The 21,658-nt window shown below is 46.9% G+C and carries 20 protein-coding genes; 15 read left to right on the plus strand and 5 right to left on the minus strand.

The features are described from left to right. Positions 1-278 precede the first annotated feature (278 nt). Entirely contained in the window at positions 279-2,108 is a 1,830-nt protein-coding gene (gene typA, locus ONE56_RS00505; protein ID WP_041155757.1) for a translational GTPase TypA, read from the plus strand. Between the two features lie 92 nt (positions 2,109-2,200). After that, positions 2,201-2,743: an AAA family ATPase gene (locus ONE56_RS00510; protein WP_423840051.1), complete on the plus strand. Its 543-nt coding sequence runs from the start codon at positions 2,201-2,203 to the stop codon at positions 2,741-2,743. 30 nt (positions 2,744-2,773) lie between these two features. On the opposite strand, the gene ONE56_RS00515 is transcribed toward ONE56_RS00510, so the two are convergent. Next, entirely contained in the window at positions 2,774-3,415 is a 642-nt protein-coding gene (locus ONE56_RS00515) for a DUF2959 domain-containing protein (RefSeq protein WP_423840052.1), read from the minus strand. A gap of 34 nt (positions 3,416-3,449) precedes the next feature. Here ONE56_RS00515 and ONE56_RS00520 point away from each other — a divergent pair, with 34 nt between their 5' ends. The 3 genes from ONE56_RS00520 (at position 3,450) to ONE56_RS00530 (ending at position 5,862) form a co-directional block, all read left to right on the plus strand. Beyond that, positions 3,450-4,394, plus strand: a complete 945-nt coding sequence (locus ONE56_RS00520) for a virulence factor BrkB family protein (protein ID WP_041155760.1) — start codon at positions 3,450-3,452, stop codon at positions 4,392-4,394. Then, positions 4,366-4,800 (plus strand): D-aminoacyl-tRNA deacylase, encoded by a 435-nt coding sequence (gene dtd, locus ONE56_RS00525; RefSeq protein WP_041155761.1) that lies wholly within the window; start codon positions 4,366-4,368, stop codon positions 4,798-4,800. The genes ONE56_RS00520 and dtd overlap by 29 nt, the downstream gene beginning before the upstream one ends. 144 nt (positions 4,801-4,944) lie before the next feature. Further along, positions 4,945-5,862, plus strand: a complete 918-nt coding sequence (locus tag ONE56_RS00530; protein ID WP_041155762.1) for a bifunctional GNAT family N-acetyltransferase/hotdog fold thioesterase — start codon at positions 4,945-4,947, stop codon at positions 5,860-5,862. Here ONE56_RS00530 and ONE56_RS00535 read toward each other — a convergent pair. From ONE56_RS00535 to hslR, 4 genes are all read right to left on the minus strand, one after another. Further along, positions 5,848-7,962: an AsmA family protein gene (locus ONE56_RS00535; RefSeq protein ID WP_423840053.1), complete on the minus strand. Its 2,115-nt coding sequence runs from the start codon at positions 7,960-7,962 to the stop codon at positions 5,848-5,850. The genes ONE56_RS00530 and ONE56_RS00535 overlap by 15 nt on opposite strands. Positions 7,963-8,101: 139 nt before the next feature. Further along, positions 8,102-9,730: a phosphoenolpyruvate carboxykinase (ATP) gene (pckA, locus tag ONE56_RS00540; protein ID WP_331437273.1), complete on the minus strand. Its 1,629-nt coding sequence runs from the start codon at positions 9,728-9,730 to the stop codon at positions 8,102-8,104. A 336-nt stretch (positions 9,731-10,066) separates the two neighbouring features. Then, complete coding sequence (hslO, locus tag ONE56_RS00545; RefSeq protein WP_331437272.1) at positions 10,067-10,942, minus strand: Hsp33 family molecular chaperone HslO; 876 nt, start codon at positions 10,940-10,942, stop codon at positions 10,067-10,069. A gap of 32 nt (positions 10,943-10,974) precedes the next feature. Further along, entirely contained in the window at positions 10,975-11,361 is a 387-nt protein-coding gene (gene hslR / locus ONE56_RS00550; RefSeq protein ID WP_331437271.1) for a ribosome-associated heat shock protein Hsp15, read from the minus strand. A gap of 259 nt (positions 11,362-11,620) precedes the next feature. Here hslR and gspC point away from each other — a divergent pair, with 259 nt between their 5' ends. Genes gspC through gspL form a run of 10 tightly spaced genes read left to right on the plus strand, consistent with a single transcriptional unit; the run spans position 11,621 to position 21,656 of the window. Continuing rightward, positions 11,621-12,538 (plus strand): type II secretion system protein GspC, encoded by a 918-nt coding sequence (gspC, locus tag ONE56_RS00555; RefSeq protein ID WP_331437270.1) that lies wholly within the window; start codon positions 11,621-11,623, stop codon positions 12,536-12,538. A gap of 40 nt (positions 12,539-12,578) precedes the next feature. After that, positions 12,579-14,600: a type II secretion system secretin GspD gene (gene gspD, locus ONE56_RS00560; RefSeq protein WP_331437269.1), complete on the plus strand. Its 2,022-nt coding sequence runs from the start codon at positions 12,579-12,581 to the stop codon at positions 14,598-14,600. Beyond that, positions 14,600-16,102: a type II secretion system ATPase GspE gene (gene gspE / locus ONE56_RS00565; protein ID WP_423840054.1), complete on the plus strand. Its 1,503-nt coding sequence runs from the start codon at positions 14,600-14,602 to the stop codon at positions 16,100-16,102. Before gspD ends, gspE begins: the two co-directional genes overlap by 1 nt. Further along, positions 16,102-17,322, plus strand: coding sequence for a type II secretion system inner membrane protein GspF (gspF, locus tag ONE56_RS00570; RefSeq protein ID WP_423840055.1), 1,221 nt, complete (start codon positions 16,102-16,104; stop codon positions 17,320-17,322). The genes gspE and gspF overlap by 1 nt, the downstream gene beginning before the upstream one ends. 57 nt (positions 17,323-17,379) lie before the next feature. Continuing rightward, entirely contained in the window at positions 17,380-17,823 is a 444-nt protein-coding gene (gene gspG / locus ONE56_RS00575) for a type II secretion system major pseudopilin GspG (protein WP_041156266.1), read from the plus strand. A gap of 30 nt (positions 17,824-17,853) precedes the next feature. Further along, positions 17,854-18,450, plus strand: a complete 597-nt coding sequence (locus ONE56_RS00580; RefSeq protein WP_423840056.1) for a GspH/FimT family pseudopilin — start codon at positions 17,854-17,856, stop codon at positions 18,448-18,450. Further along, positions 18,437-18,826, plus strand: coding sequence for a type II secretion system minor pseudopilin GspI (gene gspI, locus ONE56_RS00585; protein ID WP_423840057.1), 390 nt, complete (start codon positions 18,437-18,439; stop codon positions 18,824-18,826). The genes ONE56_RS00580 and gspI overlap by 14 nt, the downstream gene beginning before the upstream one ends. Further along, positions 18,813-19,478 (plus strand): type II secretion system minor pseudopilin GspJ, encoded by a 666-nt coding sequence (gene gspJ, locus ONE56_RS00590; protein WP_331437265.1) that lies wholly within the window; start codon positions 18,813-18,815, stop codon positions 19,476-19,478. Before gspI ends, gspJ begins: the two co-directional genes overlap by 14 nt. Continuing rightward, positions 19,478-20,488, plus strand: coding sequence for a type II secretion system minor pseudopilin GspK (gspK, locus tag ONE56_RS00595; protein ID WP_041156262.1), 1,011 nt, complete (start codon positions 19,478-19,480; stop codon positions 20,486-20,488). The genes gspJ and gspK overlap by 1 nt, the downstream gene beginning before the upstream one ends. Next, positions 20,457-21,656, plus strand: a complete 1,200-nt coding sequence (gspL, locus tag ONE56_RS00600; protein ID WP_041156261.1) for a type II secretion system protein GspL — start codon at positions 20,457-20,459, stop codon at positions 21,654-21,656. Before gspK ends, gspL begins: the two co-directional genes overlap by 32 nt. Positions 21,657-21,658 lie beyond the last annotated feature (2 nt).

A 21,658-nucleotide genomic window follows, 5' to 3' on the forward strand; every position in this document is an offset into this window, starting at 1 on the left:
GCACCAGGATGTGACAGCTACTGTGCTTATTCAGCCCATTTTTCCGCCAATAGTCAATGTGAATTGAACATAGAAAAGCATTATTTTTTTGTTGCTCTGAATTGGAATCGGTCTTCTAAGCGTAAAATTGACAGAAAAGCTCTGGAGGCGATCACATATTTCTAGGTTTTTTGCTAGAATCTGGTACATTATGGCCGTTTTTTTAATCAGTAAGTGTCGCCAGAGAGCACCCGTTCTCAGCATGGTGGCATTTCATCTATCTAAGTGAATCAATATCCATGGCTACTCCACAGATTGATAAATTAAGAAATATCGCGATCATCGCGCACGTTGACCACGGTAAAACGACATTGGTTGACAAGCTGCTACAACAATCGGGCACGCTTGAGTCTCGCGGTGAAGCTGAAGAGCGAGTCATGGACTCGAACGACATCGAGAAAGAACGCGGTATTACTATTCTTGCTAAAAATACAGCAATTAACTGGAACGATTACCGTATCAACATCGTTGATACTCCAGGGCACGCGGACTTCGGTGGTGAAGTAGAACGTATCATGTCGATGGTAGACTCAGTACTACTTATCGTTGACGCTGTTGATGGCCCAATGCCACAAACGCGTTTCGTAACGCAAAAAGCGTTTGCACATGGTCTTAAGCCAATCGTTGTTATCAACAAGATTGACCGTCCAGGCGCTCGTCCTGACTGGGTTATGGATCAAGTATTTGACCTATTCGATAACCTAGGTGCAACTGATGAACAGCTAGACTTTAAAGTGGTTTACGCGTCAGCACTAAATGGTTGGGCTGCTTTGGAAGAAGGCGAAACTGGCGAAAACATGGAGCCGCTGTTCGAAACTATCGTTAAAGAAGTGTCTGCACCACAAGTTGACTTAGATGGTCCACTGCAAATGCAAGTTTCGCAACTAGATTACAGCTCATATGTTGGTGTTATCGGCGTGGCACGTGTTAAACGCGGTAGCGTGAAGCCGAATCAACAAGTGACGGTTATCGGTGCTGACGGCAAGACTCGTAACGGTAAAGTGGGTACAGTAATGGGCTACCTTGGCCTAGAGCGTCACGACGTTGATCAAGCGAACGCGGGCGACATCATCGCTATTACGGGTCTTGGTGAGCTAAAAATCTCTGACACTATTTGTGCTCAGAACGCCGTTGAAGCGCTACCACCACTTTCTGTTGATGAACCAACAGTAACGATGACGTTCCAGGTAAACACGTCTCCATTCGCGGGTAAAGAAGGTAAATTCGTGACTTCACGTAACATCCTTGAGCGTTTAGAGAAAGAGCTGGTACACAACGTAGCACTACGTGTTGAACCAACTGACGATCCAGACAAATTCCGCGTATCAGGTCGTGGTGAACTTCACCTATCTATCCTGATCGAAAACATGCGTCGTGAAGGCTTCGAGCTCGCGGTATCTCGTCCAGAAGTTATCATCAAAGAAGAGAACGGCCAGTTAATGGAACCGTTTGAAACCGTGACTATCGACGTAATGGAAGAGCACCAAGGCGGTATCATGGAGAACATCGGCCTACGTAAAGGTGAGCTGAAAGATATGTCTCCAGATGGTAAAGGTCGTGTGCGTATGGACTTTGACATGCCATCGCGTGGTCTGATCGGTTTCCAAACCGAATTCATGACGCTGACGTCTGGTTCTGGTCTTCTATACCATACGTTTGACCACTACGGCCCACACAAAGGCGGAAACATCGGTCAACGTGTTAATGGTGTGCTTATCGCAAACGCGATGGGTAAAGCGTTAACCAACGCACTGTTCAACCTTCAAGAGCGTGGTCGTCTATTTATAGGTCACGGTGTGGAAGTTTACGAAGGTATGGTTATCGGTATTCATAGCCGTGATAACGACCTAACCGTAAACGCACTGAAAGGTAAGCAGCTTACTAACGTTCGTGCATCTGGTACGGATGACGCACAGGTTCTTACGCCGCCAATCAAGATGACGCTTGAGCAGGCACTAGAATTCATCGATGACGATGAGCTAGTAGAAGTGACACCTGAAAGCATTCGTATCCGTAAGAAATTCCTAACGGAAAGCGATCGTAAGCGTGCTTCACGTGGTGCGAAGTAATCTTCCGTAACGGGTAAGACTAAAAAGAAGCCCCGAGTTATGCTCGGGGTTTTTTTATTGTCTGGAGATGTTTGTGTTGTCTGGAGTTGAATGTGAATCCAATTATTATTACTGGTGGCCCTGGCGCGGGTAAAACCACGTTATTGAACGCATTAGCACAGCAAGGGTATGCGACGTTTGCAGAAAGCTCACGTACGCTGATTGAGCAGCAAAGCCAGTTAGACGGCGGCATCTTGCCTTGGACAAATCTCCCTCAGTTTGCCCGATTGTGTCTCGACTTAATGAGCAAACAAAAGCGTGAGGCCCAAGCTCATGACATTGCGTTTGTTGATCGTGCGATCCCCGACATCCTCGCTTATCTTCGAGTAGGCGGTTGTCCTGTCGATCAGACCTTCATTAAAGAAAGCGCTGGGTACCATAGCCAAGTGCTGACTTGCCGACCTGAAGCCTCTATCTATGTGCAAGATGACGTGCGTCCACACAGCTTCGAAGAGGCATTAATAATCCACCAAACCCTCGTGGATACCTACGTTGAACTTGGTTATCAAGTGGTGGAAGTACCCTGGGGTACCGTGGTGGAGAGGGTGGCGTTTGTGGAACAAATCAACCAGTTAGTCGACCAACAACAAGAGTAACACCTCCTTGTGAGGAGGTGTTTTTAACCATTACTTTTGATTCAGCTTGTGTAGAAATTTGTCTGATTCTGCGATGGCTTCATTCATCTGTTGAATAGCAAACTGGATGTCTTTCTCTAGGCTAGAGAACTCGCCCTGGAGTGAGCCAATCGCGCTGGCATTGAGGTTGTGCTTCAAATACAGGGTATTATCACGTAGCGTATTCAATACTGGTGTCATTTTTTTCTCCGCACGTTTCATCGCGCTGAGCATGGTTCGGTATGATGTTTTAGTCTCTCGCAACTTTTGTTCGCTTGAGCGGCGTAGCTTCGTATTGGTATAAAGATCGAGCTCGCCTTGCCACTCATCAAATAAGGCTTCAGACACATCTTCAATGGCTGCGATCCGGTCACGAACGTCTTGTGCTGCTTTCTCACTGTCTTCATATTTGTCGTTTATATTGTTGTAAACGCTCTCGAGTTCGCCACCATCAAAATTTGTTAGGGCAGACAGCGCTTCAAGCGCACTGGTGAATTCTTCTTGTGCATCTTGTTGAGACTCTTTGGCATCTTCAACACGATCGACCATAATGTCTCGTTTGTGGTAACCCACCTGTTCCATCGCTGAATAATAAGCGGATTGACATCCGGTTAAGGTGAAAATTGATAGTACAATGACTAATAAATAAGGCATTCTTATGTCCTCGGCGCTAATTATAGGATGAACTATGAACCAGTTATCAGAGAGTTACAAGGCGAGATTCAGCAACCTATTGCCAAGTGGTGTCACGTTCTCAAAATATCTTCTCAAACGGCTTTCGCATGACCGCGTGAACGTGAATGCCGGTTACCTTGCTTATATTACCTTGTTATCCATCGTACCTATGCTGACGGTGTTGTTGTCAATCTTATCGAAGTTTCCGGTGTTTTCGGACGCTGGCGAACAGCTGCAAAGTTACATCATCAATAACTTTGTTCCAGCTTCGGGCGAGGCGGTGCATACTGCTCTGCAAGAGTTTGTCGCGAACACGGGTAAGATGAGCGCTGTGGGTGGTGGCTTCTTATTTATTGCTGCATTAATGCTGATCTCCAATATCGATAAAAATCTAAACTATATCTGGCGGGTGAAAGACAAACGCCGTTTAGTCTTCTCTTTCTCGATGTATTGGATGGTGTTAACGCTAGGCCCAATTATGGTGGGTGCGAGTATCGCTGCCACTTCTTACGTCACGTCGTTACAAATTCTCGATAACGAAACCTTATCAGGTGCATTTAACCTGTTTTTACGCTGGCTGCCGTTGTTGCTGTCGTTTTTTGCTTTTCTGGGGCTCTATATCTTAGTGCCCAATAAAAAAGTGCATTTGATGCACGGTGCCATGGGCGCAGCATTAGCGGCGATATTGTTTGAGTTAAGTAAGAAAGGTTTTGCTTTATATATTACTCAGTTCCCGTCTTACCAGTTGATTTACGGCGCTCTTGCCGCCATTCCAATCTTGTTTGTCTGGGTTTACTTATGCTGGACGATCGTATTGCTTGGCGCAGAGGTAACCGCTGCATTGGGTGAACGAGAGCACTGGAGTGAAGATCGAGACATGTTACACTCGACCGCAGAATCTAAATTGGAAAACGAAGGAAGCGAAAGCAGTGATAGCGCTAATTCAAAGAGTCAGTGAAGCCGCCGTCCGTGTGGATGGTGAGGTAGTGGGAGAAATTGATCGAGGACTACTCGTTTTGCTTGGTGTTGAAAAGGATGATGATGAAGCCAAAGCAAAGCGCTTAGTAGAGCGTGTGACCACTTATCGTGTGTTTGAAGACGATGAGGGTAAAATGAACCTTAATGTCCAGCAGGTTGACGGTAAGGTGTTGGTGGTTTCTCAATTCACGTTACCTGCGGATACCAAAAAAGGTACTCGAGCTGGTTTTTCTCGCGGTGCGCACCCAGTGGATGCTGAGCGGTTATACGACCACTTTTCTGACTTGTGTGAGCAAGTGCTTCCGACAGAGCGAGGTCGCTTCGCCAAGGATATGAAAGTGTCTCTTGTCAACGATGGTCCTGTGACTTTTTGGCTACAGGTCTAATCTAGACTGTAAAGCTCTACGTGTCTTTATTTAATAGGCTAAGCTAAATATCCCACCAGGATATAACGCCTTATCGTTGGCGCAAGTAATCTGTGTCTGTGTGGTGTTTAGCTTCAGTTTGTTTTGTACTTTCAAAGGATTGATATGTTCAAACTCATTACCCCGAAAACCGATAACCAGTTAAAAAAATACTATCAATTCCGATGGCAAATGTTGCGTGAACCCTGGCAAATGCCGCTTGGTTCGGAGCGTGACGAGTACGATGAAATGAGTCATCACCGAATGATCGTTGATGGTCGAGGTCGACCGATGGCGATTGGGCGCTTGTACATTACGCCAGACAATGATGGTCAGATTCGCTACATGGCGGTAAAGAACAATCGTCGCAGCAAAGGTATGGGATCGCTTGTGCTGGTTGCATTGGAATCTTTAGCACGTCAGGAAGGCGCAAAACGTTTGGTGTGTAATTCTCGAGAAGATGCCATTGCGTTTTATGAAAAAAGTGGCTTTGAACGTCGCGGTGAAATCACCGATGAAAGAGGACCGGTTCGTCACCAGCAAATGGTCAAGCCGTTGGATCCCATGGCGAATGTTTTACGCCGTCCGGATTGGTGCACAGAGCTCCAACAGCGTTGGGAGGCGCAGATTCCAATCAGTGATAAAATGGGAATTAAGATCAACGAGTACACTGGTTACCAATTCGAGTGCAGTGCTCAGCTTAATCCTAATTTAAATCCTCACAACACCATGTTTGCCGGTTCCGCTTTTACCTTAGCGACACTAACAGGGTGGGGGATGACTTGGTTGCTGTTAAAAGAGCGTGGGTTGCATGGCGATATTGTATTGGCAGACAGTTCGATTCGTTATCGTCGGCCAGTGGAGCAAAATCCAGTCGCTAGCACCTCGTTAGATGGCATCAGTGGCGATTTGGACCGTTTGGCATCCGGACGTAAAGCGCGCATCGTCATTCATGTTGTCATATATAGTGGTGACACGCCCGCGGTGGATTTTGTCGGGACATACATGTTGTTGCCGAATTACTCTGAGCTACTCAGTTGCTAAAGGTTGTTCCGTTGCGAAAGGTTGCTCGGGCGTCTCTTCGTTTATCGTTGGTTCTGCTTCTTCAATAATCTCTTCTTCCCGTTCTTCTTCCTGCTGCTCGATTTTGATAGTGTTCATCGGAGTGGGAGGAAGAATATTTTCTTGCCCTTGCTTTTGAGAGTCGGGGGCAGGTTGCAAGTCCGTTGGGGCTACGTTTGGTTCTTCCAATGAGCCGGATGTTTGATTGGTTTTTTCTGCTATGCAGTCATTACGGGTCGGCGCGTTTGTGAAGAGATCTCCCTTAATTTGCCCGCAGTGTTGTATCAGTTGATACGTTAGCCCACTCAGTGGATTGTTGGCCATATCAAATGCGCCGGTGATTTTGCCACGGATGGTCTTGCCCGAAATGGTGACTGGCTGACTCGATACCGCGCCACGCTGAGCCTGAAGGCGGATCGGAGAAAACGTCACCGCGTTGAGAGTACTATCTGGTTGTGAAGGCAATGAGGTGTCGCGTAAATTAGCTTCAACGTCACCGGTTAAACTGTAAGCCAGCATGTTGTAGTCTCCCGCTAAACCTTGCAAATTCACACTGAGATCGGACAAACCCTCGACTTTTAGAGTATCGGGCAAGTATGGATGAACAAGCTTCAATGGCACACCGTCGGCATTTAAGTTTAAAGACCAAGGTTTGCTGGGGAGACTCAGGTCGATTTGGCCAAAGCCTTCAATGTAACCTTGGTCTAACGGAGCGAATAGACGCGTTAACTCCCAAAGCCCGTTATCACTTTGGCTGGTAAATGCGGCATGTGATGAGAGCACTTGATCGTAACTGGCGTTCACGACACTGGCTTCTAGATTGCCGTCCCAGATGCTCCAGTATTGACCAGGGCGTTTGAGATTCAATTGGCTACCTTCTAGGTTCAAACCAGAAAGTTGCCAGTATGGCTCTGTTGAAAGTTGTATGATTTGGCTGCGCTCGATATCGAGATCATTCACCGTAATCTGATTTAACGTATGAGTGATGGCATGCCACCAACCTGCCCCGTCTTCTGGTTTCATCGCCCACTTTAATCCTTGGACGGAGACAGTATCTAACTGCCATTGCCTTGGTTGAAACAAGCCTGACAGTTGAACGCGGCCTTGATGCCAATCTAAGCTGAGTTCTTTGAGTTGTACTTGCCCTGGTGACAATACTGCGCTTAAACGTGGTTCTATTGCGGTTTGTTGCTGAAAACGCACGCTGTCCGCTTGCAACGATACCTGGGCACGAGTCTGCCATAGTGAGACGGGTAAATCCGCATCTTCTATCGATAACGCGAGATTTTGCCAATGCCAGTCCCCCCAAGCGATATCGGCATTGAGTAAATCCAAACTGTTAAGATGATTGATCTTTATCGGCAGTGTTTGCCAAGATTTTGCCAGTAAGGATTGCAGCTGTTCATTGCTTAACTTGAGCTTATCTAGCGTAACATTGACCAAAGACCAACCTTGTGGGTATTGCTCAGCTTGACCCGAAACTTGGCTGTTGCGCCATCTAAATGAGGCTCCATAAAGCGTACTGTCTTGTGGCTGATAGTTAAGATCGATGAGTGCTTGGTTGAAGGTTTCACCATTCCAGTAGATTTGCTTTGCAGACAACTGGATTTCACCATAAGGCAGAATGGATGGGGTAGTTGACCAGTTAGGAGACTGGATCTGGAGGTTAAGCCCATGAACAGAAAAATCTCGACTAGCAACATCGATGTTTTTCAACGCGATTTGATGGAATTGAATGCCATCGACGTTCATTTGAGCAAGAGTCTCGTACTGAATATTGACGCCATCGATCAGCAAGCTATCCACTATCCACTTTCCATCATGGCGTATATCAGGGTTGAGCCATACGTCGACTTTTTCCACATAAGGTATCTGTTGTTGCTTGATGCTAACGCCTTCTAATGTGACGTGATATGGGAAGTCATAGCTCACTTGTTCTGCCTGGAATGGCAAATTGATGTGCTCAGATAGGATCTTCCAAGTCGGATTCGCATACGAAGTGGTGAGTAGCGTAATGAATGTTGCTGGAATGACAACCAATAACACCAGTAACAGAATTAGAATGCGCAGCGCTGTTTTCATCCTTGCGAGAGCCTACTTAGAGTATCTAGGCTTTAGCTTGTATCAATCTGGCTTGGGATTCAATAAAAAGCCCCTCAAAAGAGGGGCTTGTCAGATATTTTGGTAACCAAGTCACCTTCGACGTGGTCTTTATTAGGCTTTAGTCCAGTTGAGGACCTGCAGCCACGAGTGATTGACCTTCGGCATTGTCAGTATATTTATCAAAGTTTTTGATAAAGCGTTCTGCCAAATCCTTCGCTTTGCTTTCCCATTGTAATGGATCAACGTAAGTGTCACGAGGGTCAAGAATGCTTGTCTCTACACCAGGTAGTGATGTCGGGACTTCAAGGTTGAAGATCGGAATATGTTTGGTCGGTGCATCTTCGATTGATCCGTCTAGGATCGCGTCAATGATGCCGCGGGTGTCTTGAATTGAGATACGCTTACCGCTGCCGTTCCAGCCAGTGTTGACTAGATACGCTTCCGCGCCAGACGCTTCCATACGTTTTACTAACACTTCCGCATACTTAGTTGGGTGAAGTGTTAGGAACGCAGCACCAAAACAGGCCGAGAAGGTCGGCGTTGGCTCAGTAATACCACGCTCGGTTCCGGCCAATTTCGCGGTAAAGCCCGACAGGAAGTGGTACTTGGTTTGCTCAGGAGTCAATTTCGATACCGGTGGCAGTACCCCAAACGCGTCAGCAGAAAGGAAAATGACTTTGTTGGCATGACCGCCTTTCGAAACTGGCTTCACAATGTTTTCGATATGATGGATCGGGTAAGAAACACGCGTGTTTTCTGTTTTTGAACCATCATCGAAGTCGATAGAACCATCATTGCGCACCGTCACATTCTCGAGTAATGCATCGCGACGGATAGCGTTATAGATGTCAGGCTCTGCTTCTTTAGATAGCTTAATGGTTTTCGCGTAACAGCCGCCTTCGAAGTTGAAGACACCATCATCGTCCCAGCCGTGTTCATCATCGCCGATTAAAGCGCGTTTTGGATCGGTAGACAGTGTGGTTTTACCCGTACCAGACAGGCCAAAGAAGACCGCGACGTCACCGTCTTTGCCCATATTCGCGCTGCAGTGCATAGATGCAATGTCTTTGAGAGGAAGGAAGTAGTTCATCATGGCGAACATGCCTTTCTTCATTTCACCGCCGTACCAAGTGCCGCCAATCAGCTGCATGCGCTCCGTTAAGTTAAAGACAGTAAAGTTTTCAGAGTTTAGACCTTGTTTTTCCCAGTTTGGATTGGTGCATTTCGCACCGTTCATGACCACAAAGTCGGGTTCAAATGTGGCGAGTTCTTCTTCTGTTGGGCGAATGAACATGTTTTTCACAAAGTGAGCTTGCCAAGCCACTTCAGTAATCACACGAATGTTCAGGCGTGTGTCTGGGTTAGCACCACAGTAACCATCAATAACAAATAAACGCTTACCTGATAGCTGATTGGTCACGAGATCTTTCAGCTCTGACCATACTTTTTGATCAATGGGTTTGTTGTCGTTTTTTACTTGCTCAGAGGTCCACCACATGTTTTCTTCGGTCGTGGCGTCTTTAACGATGTATTTATCTTTCGGTGAGCGGCCAGTGAAGATACCTGTATCGACGGCAACGGCACCTAATTCAGTAACCACACCGCGCTCATAACCCGTTAAGTCGTCGCGCGTTTCTTCCTCAAACAACACTTCGTAGCTTGGGTTACGAACAACCTCTGTTACGTCGTGCAGTCCATGTTTGGTTAGATCAAGTGTTGCAGCCTTAGTATGTTCCATAACGGTCATAGGTGCTCCTTATAAGGATTTTTGTAGGGATTTTGTAAGAATTTTTTAATTTTTGTCTGCTCACCATGCTAGCAACGGGTCCGGGATAAAACAGGGATATAGCTCAAAAAATACCCACTATTTCTTTGTGGTTGTAGGTGTCCCGTCACATATTGGCGTAAGTAGTGTATCGTGTGCGGAATCTTTTCCGCTAGGGGAAAAGGATTATTAATTGATTAAAATTAAGCCGTTGTTTTATTACGTGTGAGGCTAGGTTTTACGCGGGATTGATCACAAAAAAGCCAGCGGTTTGCTGGCTTTTTTTGGGGAAATTACGTGCTTGATGGTCTATGAAAATTAATGCAGTGTTTTATTCTCGTTAGAGGCTTGCGTATAGAGTGCGGTAACTTCAGATTCATCAAATGAATAGGTTGTGCCACAGTAATCACAGTGTAAAGAAACGGATCCGACTTCGGCTAAAATGTCATAAATTTCTGTTTTATCGACGGTAATGATTGCTGCACCGCTACGCTCACGAGAACAGCCACAATGGAATGTTACTGGCTGAGGTTCGTACAAGCGCACTTTGTCTTGGTTGTAGAGACGGTAAAGCAGTTCATTCGCTTCTAAGCTAAACAGCTCTTCGTCCTTTACGGTGTCGGTCAGTTGCTCAAGGTGTTCAAAGTCATCGGCAGATCCAGTACCATCAGGAATGACCTGAATCAACATGCCCGCTGCGTGCGGCTTACCTTGATATTCACCAGTACGTATCCATAGGCGGGTTTTCAATTGTTCTGAGTTAGCGAAGTACCCTTCGATAACCTCGGTCAAATTGTCTCCGTCTAAGCCGACGACGCCCTGATAACGCTCCCCAACCTTTGGCTCAATGGTGATCACTAAATGACCTTTACCCATCATGTCGTGCAGAGTGGCATCATCTGCGATATCGCCTTCCCAGCGAGCAACACCACGGATTTGTTGTTTGTTGTCACCGTTGATCACCGCGAGTGACACTGGACCATCACCTTGCAGCTGAATAGTGATAGAGCCTTCAAACTTAAGAGTTGCGGTTAACAGTGTGGTTGAAACAAGTAATTCACCTAGCAGCTTCTGTACTGCTACCGGATAGTCTTTGCTGGAGATAACACGTTGGTACGCTTCATCCAATTGTACCAATTCGCCACGAACTGAAAGGTCTTCGAATAGGTAACGGTTTAAAACATTGTTTGCCATGGAGTGTTTTCCTCGTTGGTAATTCCGGCTTTTTATTGGTGCTTGAATTTAATGATATCTCGACGTTGCTTCTTATCTGGGCGACGATCTGGACTCGGGTTATGGGCATTGAGTTTGCGTTGTGTCGCATGTTCTTCACGTTTCGCTATACTTTCATTAGTTTCGCGATACAAGGTCTGTGCGATAGGGGCACCACGACGTTGATCTGAAATGATTTCGATGATCACGGTTTTTTCTTCATTACCTTGACGAAGTTTTATTTCTGCGCCCACTTCAACGATTTTACTCGGCTTACTTCGTTGGCCATTATAGTGGACTTTGCCACCGTCGACCATGTTGCGTGCAATTGAGCGGGTTTTGTAGAATCTTGCGGCCCAAAGCCACTTGTCTAGCCTTACGGCCTCATTTAAGGAACTCATAGAACATTACGCTATCTAAGCACTGCCTTCGCAAAGTGGTAGGCAATGAATGATGGATTATTTTCTTACAAATGGAGTCATGACGTATTTTTTTCAAGGGAGTTGGCAAAAACTGCATAAGTCAAAGGTATGAGAAAACAGTTGTGATATAGTGGGCGGATTTGCATATATTTATAATATCATTGTCATTTTAGCTATTTAAAGTCGATGTTTTTTGTCAGTAAATTCGGCTTTTATTTGGAGTAAAGGAATCAATTTCGTGAAGCGATTAGAGCTAAGTGCTGGATTATCAAACAGCCCGCTACTGGCTCAGTTCAAATCTAATCATCTTGCTATTCAAGCGAAACTCAGCGTGTTGCTCACGTGCTTATTTGTGGCGATGACAGGGTGGATACTCGGTAAGGTGGTGTGGTTGGCTGTGCCTCAATCTTCGGATGTGCAGCAGTGGCAACCAACGTCAAGTCGAACGATGGTTGGGGACAAAACTAATACGATTGATTTCAATGCTTTGCAAAGTGCCAACCTATTTGGCAGGTACAGTGAGCAAAAGCCAGCGGTCATCGAACAACCTGTCGTGAAGGACGCCCCTAAAACTCGCCTAAACTTAACCTTAGTTGGTGCGGTGGCCAGTACTCAAGTACAAACTAGCCTCGCAGTGATTGCGAATCGTGGTAAGCAAGCCACCTATGGTGTCGGAGAGGAAATAGACGGAACGCGGGCAAAGCTTAAAGCCGTACTGGTCGATCGAGTCATCATCGAAAACCAAGGTCGGGACGAAACGTTAATGATGCAGGGGATAGAGTATAGCAAGCTGTCTGAATCCTCCCCTCGCTCAGAGCCGTCAGAGGCGGAGCCAGCATCGGATATGAGCGAAAGGTTATCTCAAATTCGAGAGGAGATAGCGCAAAACCCGCAAAGCGTCTTTAAATACATTAGTATCTCGCCGGTAAAAGATGGTGAGAACATTGTTGGTTACCGTGTTTCACCGGGACGTGAGGCTGCATTGTTTAATGATGTCGGTCTAGAGCCGGGCGATATTGCGGTACAACTAAACGGGATCGATTTAAGTGATCCTTCGTCCTCAGCTGAATTGATGCGTGTAATGAGTAACCCGCAAGAGCTGAGTTTAACTGTTGAGCGAGACGGCCAGCAGTATGACATCTACATCCAATTGTAATACTTAGGCTGGTTAGCAGCGTGAGTTCAGGGAGACATACGTGAAACATTGGTTAAGCAAAAGTGCCTGGTTACTGGCGGGGAGCTTGCTTTGCGCTCCGGGTGCAATAGCGAATGATTTTAGCGCCAGCTTTAAAGGCACTGACATTCAGGAATTCATCAACATCGTTGGTCGTAACTTAGAAAAGACCATCATTGTGGATCCGGCGGTACGCGGAAAGATTGATGTGCGTAGCTACGATGTGTTGAATGAAGAGCAATACTACAGCTTTTTCCTCAACGTACTTGAAGTGTACGGCTATGCTGTAGTTGAAATGGACAACGGTGTACTCAAAGTCATCCGAGCGAAAGACTCAAAAACCTCTGCGATTCCCGTTTTAGGTGACGGTAGTGCCCATGGCGATAGTGTCATTACTCGCGTTGTGGCGGTGCGCAACGTGTCGGTTCGTGAGTTATCGCCATTGCTGCGTCAACTGATCGACAATGCTGGCGCGGGTAACGTGGTTCACTACGATCCTGCGAACATTATTTTGATCACGGGCCGTGCAGCCGTTGTGAACCGCTTAGCGGAAATCATCAAACGTGTCGACCAAGCGGGTGATAAAGATATTGAACTGGTTGAGCTACGCAATGCCTCCGCGGCTGAAATGGTGCGCATTGTGGAAGCGTTGAATAAGAGCAACAACCAAAAGAGCACTCCGGAATTTTTAGAGCCTAAGATCGTCGCAGATGAACGCACCAACGCAATTTTAATTTCAGGCGATCCAAAAGTACGTGCTCGCCTTAAGCGTTTGATTCGTCAGTTAGATGTAGAAATGGCGACTAAAGGCAACAACCGAGTGGTGTACTTAAAGAATGCCAAAGCCGAAGACTTGGTTGATGTGCTGAAAGGCGTGTCGGATAACTTGCAAGCAGAAAAGCAAGCAGGTCAAGGCGCAGCGAGTGCTAAACGTGGTGACGTGGTGATAGCCGCTCACCCGGCAACGAATGCATTGGTGCTCACTGCACCGCCCGATATTATGTTAGCACTGCAAGACGTGATCGCTCAGTTAGATATTCGCCGAGCTCAAGTTCTGATTGAGGCTCTGATCGTTGAGATGTCTGAAGGTGATGGTATTAACCTTGGTGTTCAATGGGGCTCGCTAGAAAGTGGCGCAATGATCCAGTACGGCAACACAGGTGCGCCGATTGGCCAAGTGATGGTCGGTTTGGAAGAAGCAAAAGATGTAACAAAGACTGAAAGTTACTGGGACAGTGATTCCAGCAGTTGGCAAACACGTGAGTACAGTGAAGACGGGGATTACTCGACGCTAGCTGCCGCACTCGGCGGAGTAAACGGTGCGGCGATGAGTATTATGATGGGCGATTGGACAGCGCTAGTGAGTGCAGTATCAACCGATTCCAACTCAAATATTCTGTCTTCGCCAAGTATTACCGTGATGGACAATGGCGAAGCATCATTTATTGTCGGTGAAGAAGTGCCGGTGATTACTGGTTCCACTGCGGGTTCTAATAACGACAATCCTTTCCAAACCGTTGATCGTAAAGAAGTCGGTATCAAACTGAAAGTGGTGCCACAAATCAACGAAGGCGATTCCGTTCAGCTCAATATCGAGCAAGAAGTTTCCAATGTATTGGGTGCTAATGGTGCGGTTGACGTTCGTTTTGCTAAGCGTCAGCTTAATACGTCAGTTATGGTTCAAGATGGACAAATGTTGGTGCTCGGTGGTCTGGTTGATGAACGAGCGCTAGAGAGTGAGTCAAAAGTACCGCTATTAGGTGATATCCCCGTGTTGGGACACTTATTCAAATCAACCAGCACTGAAACACAGAAACGCAACTTGATGGTGTTTATTAAACCGACCATCATTCGTGATGGTATGACGGCCGATGGTATCACTCAGCGCAAGTACAACTTTATTCGTGCAGAGCAGCTGTATAAAGCGGACCAAGGCTTGAAGCTGATGTCGGATGACAAAATTCCAGTGATGCCTGAGTTTGGTCATGACATGAAGCACCCTGCTGAAATCCAAGCATTCATTGATCAGATGGAAACGAACTAATGGTGGATATGTTAGACACAGCACCAAGTATGCGTCGTCTGCCATTCAGTTTTGCCAATCGCTTTAAACTGGTTTTGGAGACAGAGCATCCTGAGCGCCCTCCAATTCTGTATTATGTCGAGCCGCTTAATCCTGCGGCTTTGGTTGAAGTGCGTCGAGTACTTAAGCAGAGCTTCGTACCGCAGCCGATTGATCAGGACGCGTTCGATAAGAAGCTGACCGAGGCGTACCAACGTGACTCTTCTGAAGCGCGTCAATTGATGGAAGACATCGGTGCCGACAGTGATGACTTCTTTTCTTTAGCCGAAGAGTTACCTCATGATGAAGACTTGCTCGAGTCTGAAGATGATGCGCCGATCATCAAATTGATTAACGCGATGTTGGGCGAAGCGATTAAAGAAGGCGCTTCGGATATTCACATTGAAACGTTTGAGAAAAAACTCTCGATTCGTTTCCGTGTTGATGGTGTACTTCGCGAAGTGCTTACTCCGAGTCGCAAATTGGCGCCGCTTTTGGTCTCTCGTGTGAAAGTGATGGCGAAGTTGGACATAGCGGAAAAACGTGTCCCTCAAGATGGTCGAATTTCTCTGCGTATTGGTGGTCGTGCGGTAGATGTGCGTGTTTCTACCATGCCGTCTTCCCACGGTGAACGTGTGGTGATGCGTTTGTTAGACAAAAACGCAACGCGTCTTGATTTGCATAGCCTCGGTATGACCCCGTCGGTTCACGACAACTTCCGTCATCTTATTCAACGACCGCATGGCATTATTCTCGTTACCGGTCCGACTGGTTCTGGTAAATCGACGACCTTGTATGCAGGCTTACAAGAGATCAACAGTAATGAGCGCAATATCCTTACGGTAGAAGATCCGATTGAATTTGATATTGACGGTATTGGCCAAACGCAGGTGAACACTAAGGTTGATATGACCTTTGCGCGTGGTTTGCGTGCGATTTTACGTCAAGACCCGGATGTGGTGATGGTCGGTGAGATTCGTGACTTGGAAACTGCCCAAATTGCGGTACAAGCCTCCTTAACCGGTCACCTCGTGATGTCCACATTACACACCAATACTGCGGTGGGTGCGATAACGCGTCTGCGCGATATGGGTATAGAACCGTTTTTAATTTCATCGTCCTTGCTTGGTGTGCTTGCACAACGATTGGTGCGAACGCTTTGTTCTGACTGTAAAGAACCGTATGAAGCAGACAGTGAACAGAAGAAGTTGTTTGGCCTTGCGGAAGAAGACTCGTTGATTTTGCATCGTGCAAAAGGCTGTGAGAATTGTAACCAGAAGGGTTATCGTGGCCGTACCGGCATCCATGAGTTGGTGATGGTCGATGAGAAAGTCCAAGAGCTGATCCACAGAGAAGCGGGCGAACAAGAAATCGATCGAGCTGTGCGTGCACATACACCAAATATTCGCAGTGATGGCCTAAGCAAAGTACGTCGTGGTATTACGTCACTTGAAGAAGTGATGCGAGTGACGAAGGAAGCGTAATGGCAGCATTCGAGTACAAAGCGCTAGATGCCAAAGGCAAACAGAAAAAAGGCACCATCGAAGGCGATAATGCCCGCCAAGTTCGTCAGCGTCTCAAAGAGCAGGGAATGATCCCGGTTGAAGTGATTGAAACCAAAGCAAAGTCTTCCAACTCTTCTTCTGGATCACAAGGGTTTAAGCGTGGGATAAAAACGTCCGAGTTGGCGTTAATCACTCGCCAAATCTCCACTTTGGTTCAGTCAGGCATGCCACTGGAAGAGTGTTTGCGTGCTGTGTCTGAGCAAGCGGAAAAGCCGCGTATTCGTTCTATGATGGCTGCTGTACGTGCAAAGGTCACGGAAGGGTATCCACTGGCCGATAGTCTGGGTGACTACCCACATGTTTTCGACGAGCTGTATCGCTCCATGGTGTCAGCGGGTGAGAAATCTGGTCATTTAGATGCGGTTTTGGCGCGATTAGCAGATTACGTCGAGAATCGACAAAAGATGCGTTCTAAGTTACTGCAAGCGATGATTTACCCAGTGGTCTTAGTCGTATTTGCTGTGGTTATTGTCTCTTTCTTATTGGCGACCGTCGTACCTAAAATCATCGACCCGATTATTCAGATGGGCCAAGAGCTACCACAATCGACGCAATTCCTACTGGCCGCCAGTGAGTTTGTACAAAATTGGGGACTGATCATTTTTGTGGTGATGGTGGTGTGTTTCTATGGGCTGAAAGTCGCACTGAAAAAACCTGACTTTCGGCTTGCTTGGGACAGAAAGATACTCAGTTTGCCCTTTTTAGGTAAGATATCGAAAGGTCTAAATACCGCTCGTTTTGCTCGAACATTGTCAATTTGTACCTCCAGTGCGATTCCCATTTTGGAGGGGATGCGAGTGGCGGTGGACGTGATGTCGAATCGGTTTGTTAAGCAACAAGTGCTTATCGCAGCGGAAAACGTTCGTGAAGGGGCAAGTTTACGTAAAGCACTAGACCAAACCCGTCTGTTCCCACCAATGATGCTGCATATGATTGCCAGTGGCGAACAAAGTGGCGAGTTAGAAAGCATGCTGACGCGTGCCGCGGACAACCAAGAACAGAATTTTGAGTCGACCGTTAACATTGCACTTGGTATTTTTACACCCGTATTGATTGCTTTGATGGCAGGTCTGGTATTGTTCATTGTCATGGCAACCTTGATGCCAATGCTAGAAATGAACAACTTGATGAGTGGATAATATTTCAGTTTGGGCATGTCTTAACACATGCCTAAGGCTAACTTTTGGAGAGAAAAAATGAACTTTAAGCGCAGTAAGCAACGCGGCTTCACCTTATTAGAAGTGATGGTCGTAGTCGTTATTTTGGGTATTTTGGCCAGCTTTGTTGTGCCAAACTTGCTTGGTAACAAAGAAAAAGCAGACCAACAAAAAGCTGTGACTGATATTGTTGCATTAGAAAACGCGTTGGATATGTACAAATTAGACAACAGTGTCTACCCAACGACGGACCAAGGTTTGGAAGCGTTGGTGACTAAACCGTCTAATCCAGAACCACGCAACTACCGTGACGGTGGCTATATTCGTCGTTTGCCAACAGACCCTTGGGGTTACGAATATCAATACCTAAGCCCTGGCGATAATGGCACGATTGATGTCTTCACACTAGGTGCAGATGGTCAAGAAGGCGGAGAAGGTCCAGCAGCGGATATTGGTAACTGGAATATTCAAGACTTCCAATAAGTCACACAAAAGCCAGCACTAATGAAACACATGCAAAAACATAACGGTTTTACATTGATAGAGGTTCTATTGGTGCTGGTGTTAATATCACTCACAGCGGTCGCTGTCATTACCACTTTGCCTGCCAATCAAAACGATCTCTCTAAACAGTACGCCCAGAGTTTCTATCAACGCCTACAGTTACTTAATGAAGAAGCTGTCTTGAGCGGTAAAGACTTTGGTGTGCGTGTGGATGATGCGAAATCCACCTATGTGCTATTGAGTTTAACCGAAGAAGGTTGGCAGCCTTTGGCATTGAAGCAAATCCCAAGCAAGACCGAGTTGGATGAGATTGCACTACAGCTTGATCTTGGCGGTGGCGTTTGGGACAAGGACGATCGCTTGTTTGAGCCTGGCTCTTTGTTTGATGAGGACATGTTCGCCGAAGAAGAAAACCAAGAGACAGTAAAACCGCCACAGGTGTTTCTTTTTTCTAGTGCGGAATTGACGCCATTTACCCTGTCTTTCTATCCCAAAAATGGTGATGCTTTTAATGATGGCTGGCGTGTCATAGGTAAAGAAAGCGGGCAAATATTGCTACTCGCACCGGGTGAAGAAGTCGAAGAGGATGAGAATGCGCAATACTAAGCAGGCTCAATCAGCCTTTAAGCATCGCCGTGTGAGAGGGATGACACTATTAGAAGTGCTGGTGGCTCTAGCCATTTTTGCTACGGCCGCCATCAGTGTGATTCGTTCTGTGAGTCAGCATATTAATACCGTCAGTTACTTAGAAGAAAAAATGTTTGCAGCCATGGTTGTGGATAACCAAATGACCAGTGTGATGTTGAGTTCCACAAAACTCGCAGCCAGAAATGGCACGGAAGTGCTGGCTGGACGCACTTGGTATTGGAAAGTCACACCAGTGGAAACCACGCAGCCATTGCTGAAAGCATTTGATGTAAGCGTATCCGTCGAAAAAGACGCGAGCCCAATCGTAACGGTGCGAAGTTATGTGGCGCAATAACAGATTAAGCGTGACAAAGCGCAGACCGGAAAAAGGTTTTACACTGATAGAAGTGTTAGTGGCGATTGCTATCTTTGCGAGCTTGAGCGTCGCTGCGTATCAAGTGGTCGCGCAAGTGCAGCGCAGTAATGCTTTGTCACAGGAAAAAACGCAGCGCTTGAATGAAATTCAGCGCGCGATCGTCATGATGGATAATGACTTTCGTCAAATCGCGTTGCGCCGGACCAGAACCAATGGCGAAGGGCCAGCGAGTAAACTGATTTTCTGGTCGGACTATTTATTGGACTCCGATGCGAAGGGCATGATGTTTGCGCGCTTAGGTTGGCACAATCCGCAGCAACAATTCCCTCGCGGTGAAGTGACCAAGGTTGGCTACCGTATAAAAGACGAAACATTACAGCGAGTTTGGTGGCGCTATCCCGACACACCCGTTGGTCAGGAAGGGATGATTACCCCGTTGTTAGCGCAAGTGACGTCTTTCAACGTACGTTTTTATAATGGCTCTGAATGGACAAATGAGTGGGAAAGTACGACGGAACTCCCTAAAGCCCTGTCTGTGGTGATCCGCTTGCAAGATTACGGTGACATTACTCGCACTTATCTTACCTCCGGTGGCAAAATCGGCGCGGTTAATACGCAGGAGCAGCAATAATGGTGAAGCGTCAACGGGGTGTCGCTCTGATCATCGTTCTTATGTTGCTAGCGATCATGGCAACGGTTGCTGCGAGTATGTCAGAGCGTCTGTTTTTACAGTTTCAGCGCGGTGCCAATCAAATCCATTTCCAACAAGCTTATTGGTACAGTGTTGGGGTAGAAGCGTTAGCTAAAGCGGGTATCGAGCAAAGTTATAGTGATAGCGACACGATCAACTTGAGTCAGGTTTGGGCGCTTAAAGAACAAGTGTACCCTCTCGATTATGGTCAAGCATCAGGCAATATTGTCGATAAACAGGCGTGCTATAACCTCAACGTTCTCAGTCGCGTTCAGCCCACAGGGCAACAAACAACTCGGCCGTACTTGGTGCAAGTATTACAGCGATTACTGGAAGAGTCTGAGGTTGACCCTTATCAGGCGGAAGTCATCGCCGACTCTGTGTGGGAATACATTGATAGCGATTCCATTGTACGGTCGACTACAGGCGTAGAAGATAGTACGTATGAAGCAATGAATCCATCGTATTTACCACCGAATGGCTGGATGGCCGATGCCACGGAGTTGCGTTCGGTTTACCAAGTCAGTGGTGACATATACCAAAAACTTGCGCCGTTAGTGTGTGCGATTCCAAGCGATGATTGGCGTTTGAATGTGAATACTATAGCGATAGAGCAGGCGCCAATTTTAGTTGCGATGTTTTCACCAGGTTTAAGTGTTGATGTCGCAGCGCAGTTGATTGAAAAGCGGCCATTTGATGGCTGGAACAGCATTGATGACTTTTTAGCGGAGTCGGAGCTGGCAGGTTTGAGCAATGACGTAAAAGATGAAGCCAAAGGCTATTTAAGCGTCGATAGCTCCTTCTTTGAATTGGATGCACAAGTGTTAGTGGATGAATCACGCGTGCGTATCCGTAGCCTTTTGCAAAGTACAAATAGAGAGACGGTCACGGTCGTGCGCCGTCGTTTTGGAGGGATCAGTGAGCGAGTTTCTAACCGTTCGGCTGAGTAGCGAACAACAAAGCACCATTCCTTGGTTGGTATGGTCGACAGAACAGCAGGAAGTGATTGCCAGTGGCGAACTCGCCGGTTGGGAACATTTGGATGAGTTGGTTTCGTATGCCCACCAGCGTCAAGTGTTTGCCCTGCTGGCGAGTAATGACGTGGTGCTCACTCAGGTGGACATTCCACCGGGTGCTGAGCGCCAATTTGATACGATGTTGCCTTATTTGGTTGAAGACGAAGTGGCGCAGGATGTCGATGGCTTGCACTTTACGGTATTAAAAAAGCAGTCCGGGACCGCGCAAGTGTGTGCGGTTGAGCGAGCTTGGATTCAGACCGTATTACAGCGTTTTTCTAGCCAAGGCATGACCATAAATCGCCTCTTACCTGACGTACTGGCATTACCTGTTGGTGACAACAGCAGTGCGGCAGCGATGGGGGCACAATGGCTCATCCGTCACTCGCAAACCGAAGGGGCGGTGGTGGACATATCCTGGTTGGATTTGTATCTCTCGTCTTATCTGCAAAATCATCCCGGTTGGAAGTTGGACTGCTACAGCTCCGTACCTGACTCTGAGTTGACGGAGGTTTGGGTACAACAACCAGAAGAAATGACCATGGCACTGCTGGCTAAGGGAGCGTTGGCAAGCAAAGTTAACCTGTTGACCGGAGCGTTTAAACCTAAGTCTTCTTGGGGCAAGTACATAAAAATTTGGCAAAAAACAGCAATAGCGGCAGGAGTGTTACTGGTGGTTTTGGTCGCCCAACAGTTGTTTGTGGTGCACAAATATGAAGCCCAAGCACAGGCGTACCGTGAGGAAAGTGAACGCATTTTCCGTCAGGTCTTCCCTGATAAACGTCGTATTCCGACGGTGAGCTACCTCAAACGTCAAATGGAAGACGAAGCGCGTCGCTTGTCAGGCGGTACGAGTAATGAAGCAATGTTGGAATGGTTGGCGGCCCTACCGTCAACGCTTGGCCAAGTAAAAGATTTGCAGGTCATGAGTTTCAAATACGATAGTCAGCGCGGAGAAGTGCGCATTAACGTAAGTAGCTCTGATTTCCAGCCTTTTGAACAAGCTCGAGTCAAATTAGCCGAAAAGTTTACCGTTGAGCAGGGACAACTGAACCGCAGCGGCGAGGTTGTGACAGGCAGTTTTGTTTTGAAGCGTTTGTGAGG

Source organism: Vibrio mytili (genome assembly GCF_049563345.1).
GTDB classification, from domain to species: Bacteria; Pseudomonadota; Gammaproteobacteria; order Enterobacterales; family Vibrionaceae; genus Vibrio; species Vibrio mytili.

Coding starts and splice junctions, on each gene's coding strand:
- gspE (WP_423840054.1), top strand. CDS start 14,600: ATGGTGGATATGTTAGACACAGCACCAAGTATGCGTCGTCTGCCATTC.
- ONE56_RS00520 (WP_041155760.1), top strand. CDS start 3,450: ATGAACCAGTTATCAGAGAGTTACAAGGCGAGATTCAGCAACCTATTG.
- ONE56_RS00535 (WP_423840053.1), bottom strand. CDS start 7,962: ATGAAAACAGCGCTGCGCATTCTAATTCTGTTACTGGTGTTATTGGTT.
- hslO (WP_331437272.1), bottom strand. CDS start 10,942: ATGGCAAACAATGTTTTAAACCGTTACCTATTCGAAGACCTTTCAGTT.
- ONE56_RS00530 (WP_041155762.1), top strand. CDS start 4,945: ATGTTCAAACTCATTACCCCGAAAACCGATAACCAGTTAAAAAAATAC.
- typA (WP_041155757.1), top strand. CDS start 279: ATGGCTACTCCACAGATTGATAAATTAAGAAATATCGCGATCATCGCG.
- hslR (WP_331437271.1), bottom strand. CDS start 11,361: ATGAGTTCCTTAAATGAGGCCGTAAGGCTAGACAAGTGGCTTTGGGCC.
- gspF (WP_423840055.1), top strand. CDS start 16,102: ATGGCAGCATTCGAGTACAAAGCGCTAGATGCCAAAGGCAAACAGAAA.
- gspI (WP_423840057.1), top strand. CDS start 18,437: ATGCGCAATACTAAGCAGGCTCAATCAGCCTTTAAGCATCGCCGTGTG.
- gspG (WP_041156266.1), top strand. CDS start 17,380: ATGAACTTTAAGCGCAGTAAGCAACGCGGCTTCACCTTATTAGAAGTG.
- ONE56_RS00580 (WP_423840056.1), top strand. CDS start 17,854: ATGCAAAAACATAACGGTTTTACATTGATAGAGGTTCTATTGGTGCTG.
- gspK (WP_041156262.1), top strand. CDS start 19,478: ATGGTGAAGCGTCAACGGGGTGTCGCTCTGATCATCGTTCTTATGTTG.
- ONE56_RS00515 (WP_423840052.1), bottom strand. CDS start 3,415: ATGCCTTATTTATTAGTCATTGTACTATCAATTTTCACCTTAACCGGA.
- pckA (WP_331437273.1), bottom strand. CDS start 9,730: ATGACCGTTATGGAACATACTAAGGCTGCAACACTTGATCTAACCAAA.
- gspJ (WP_331437265.1), top strand. CDS start 18,813: ATGTGGCGCAATAACAGATTAAGCGTGACAAAGCGCAGACCGGAAAAA.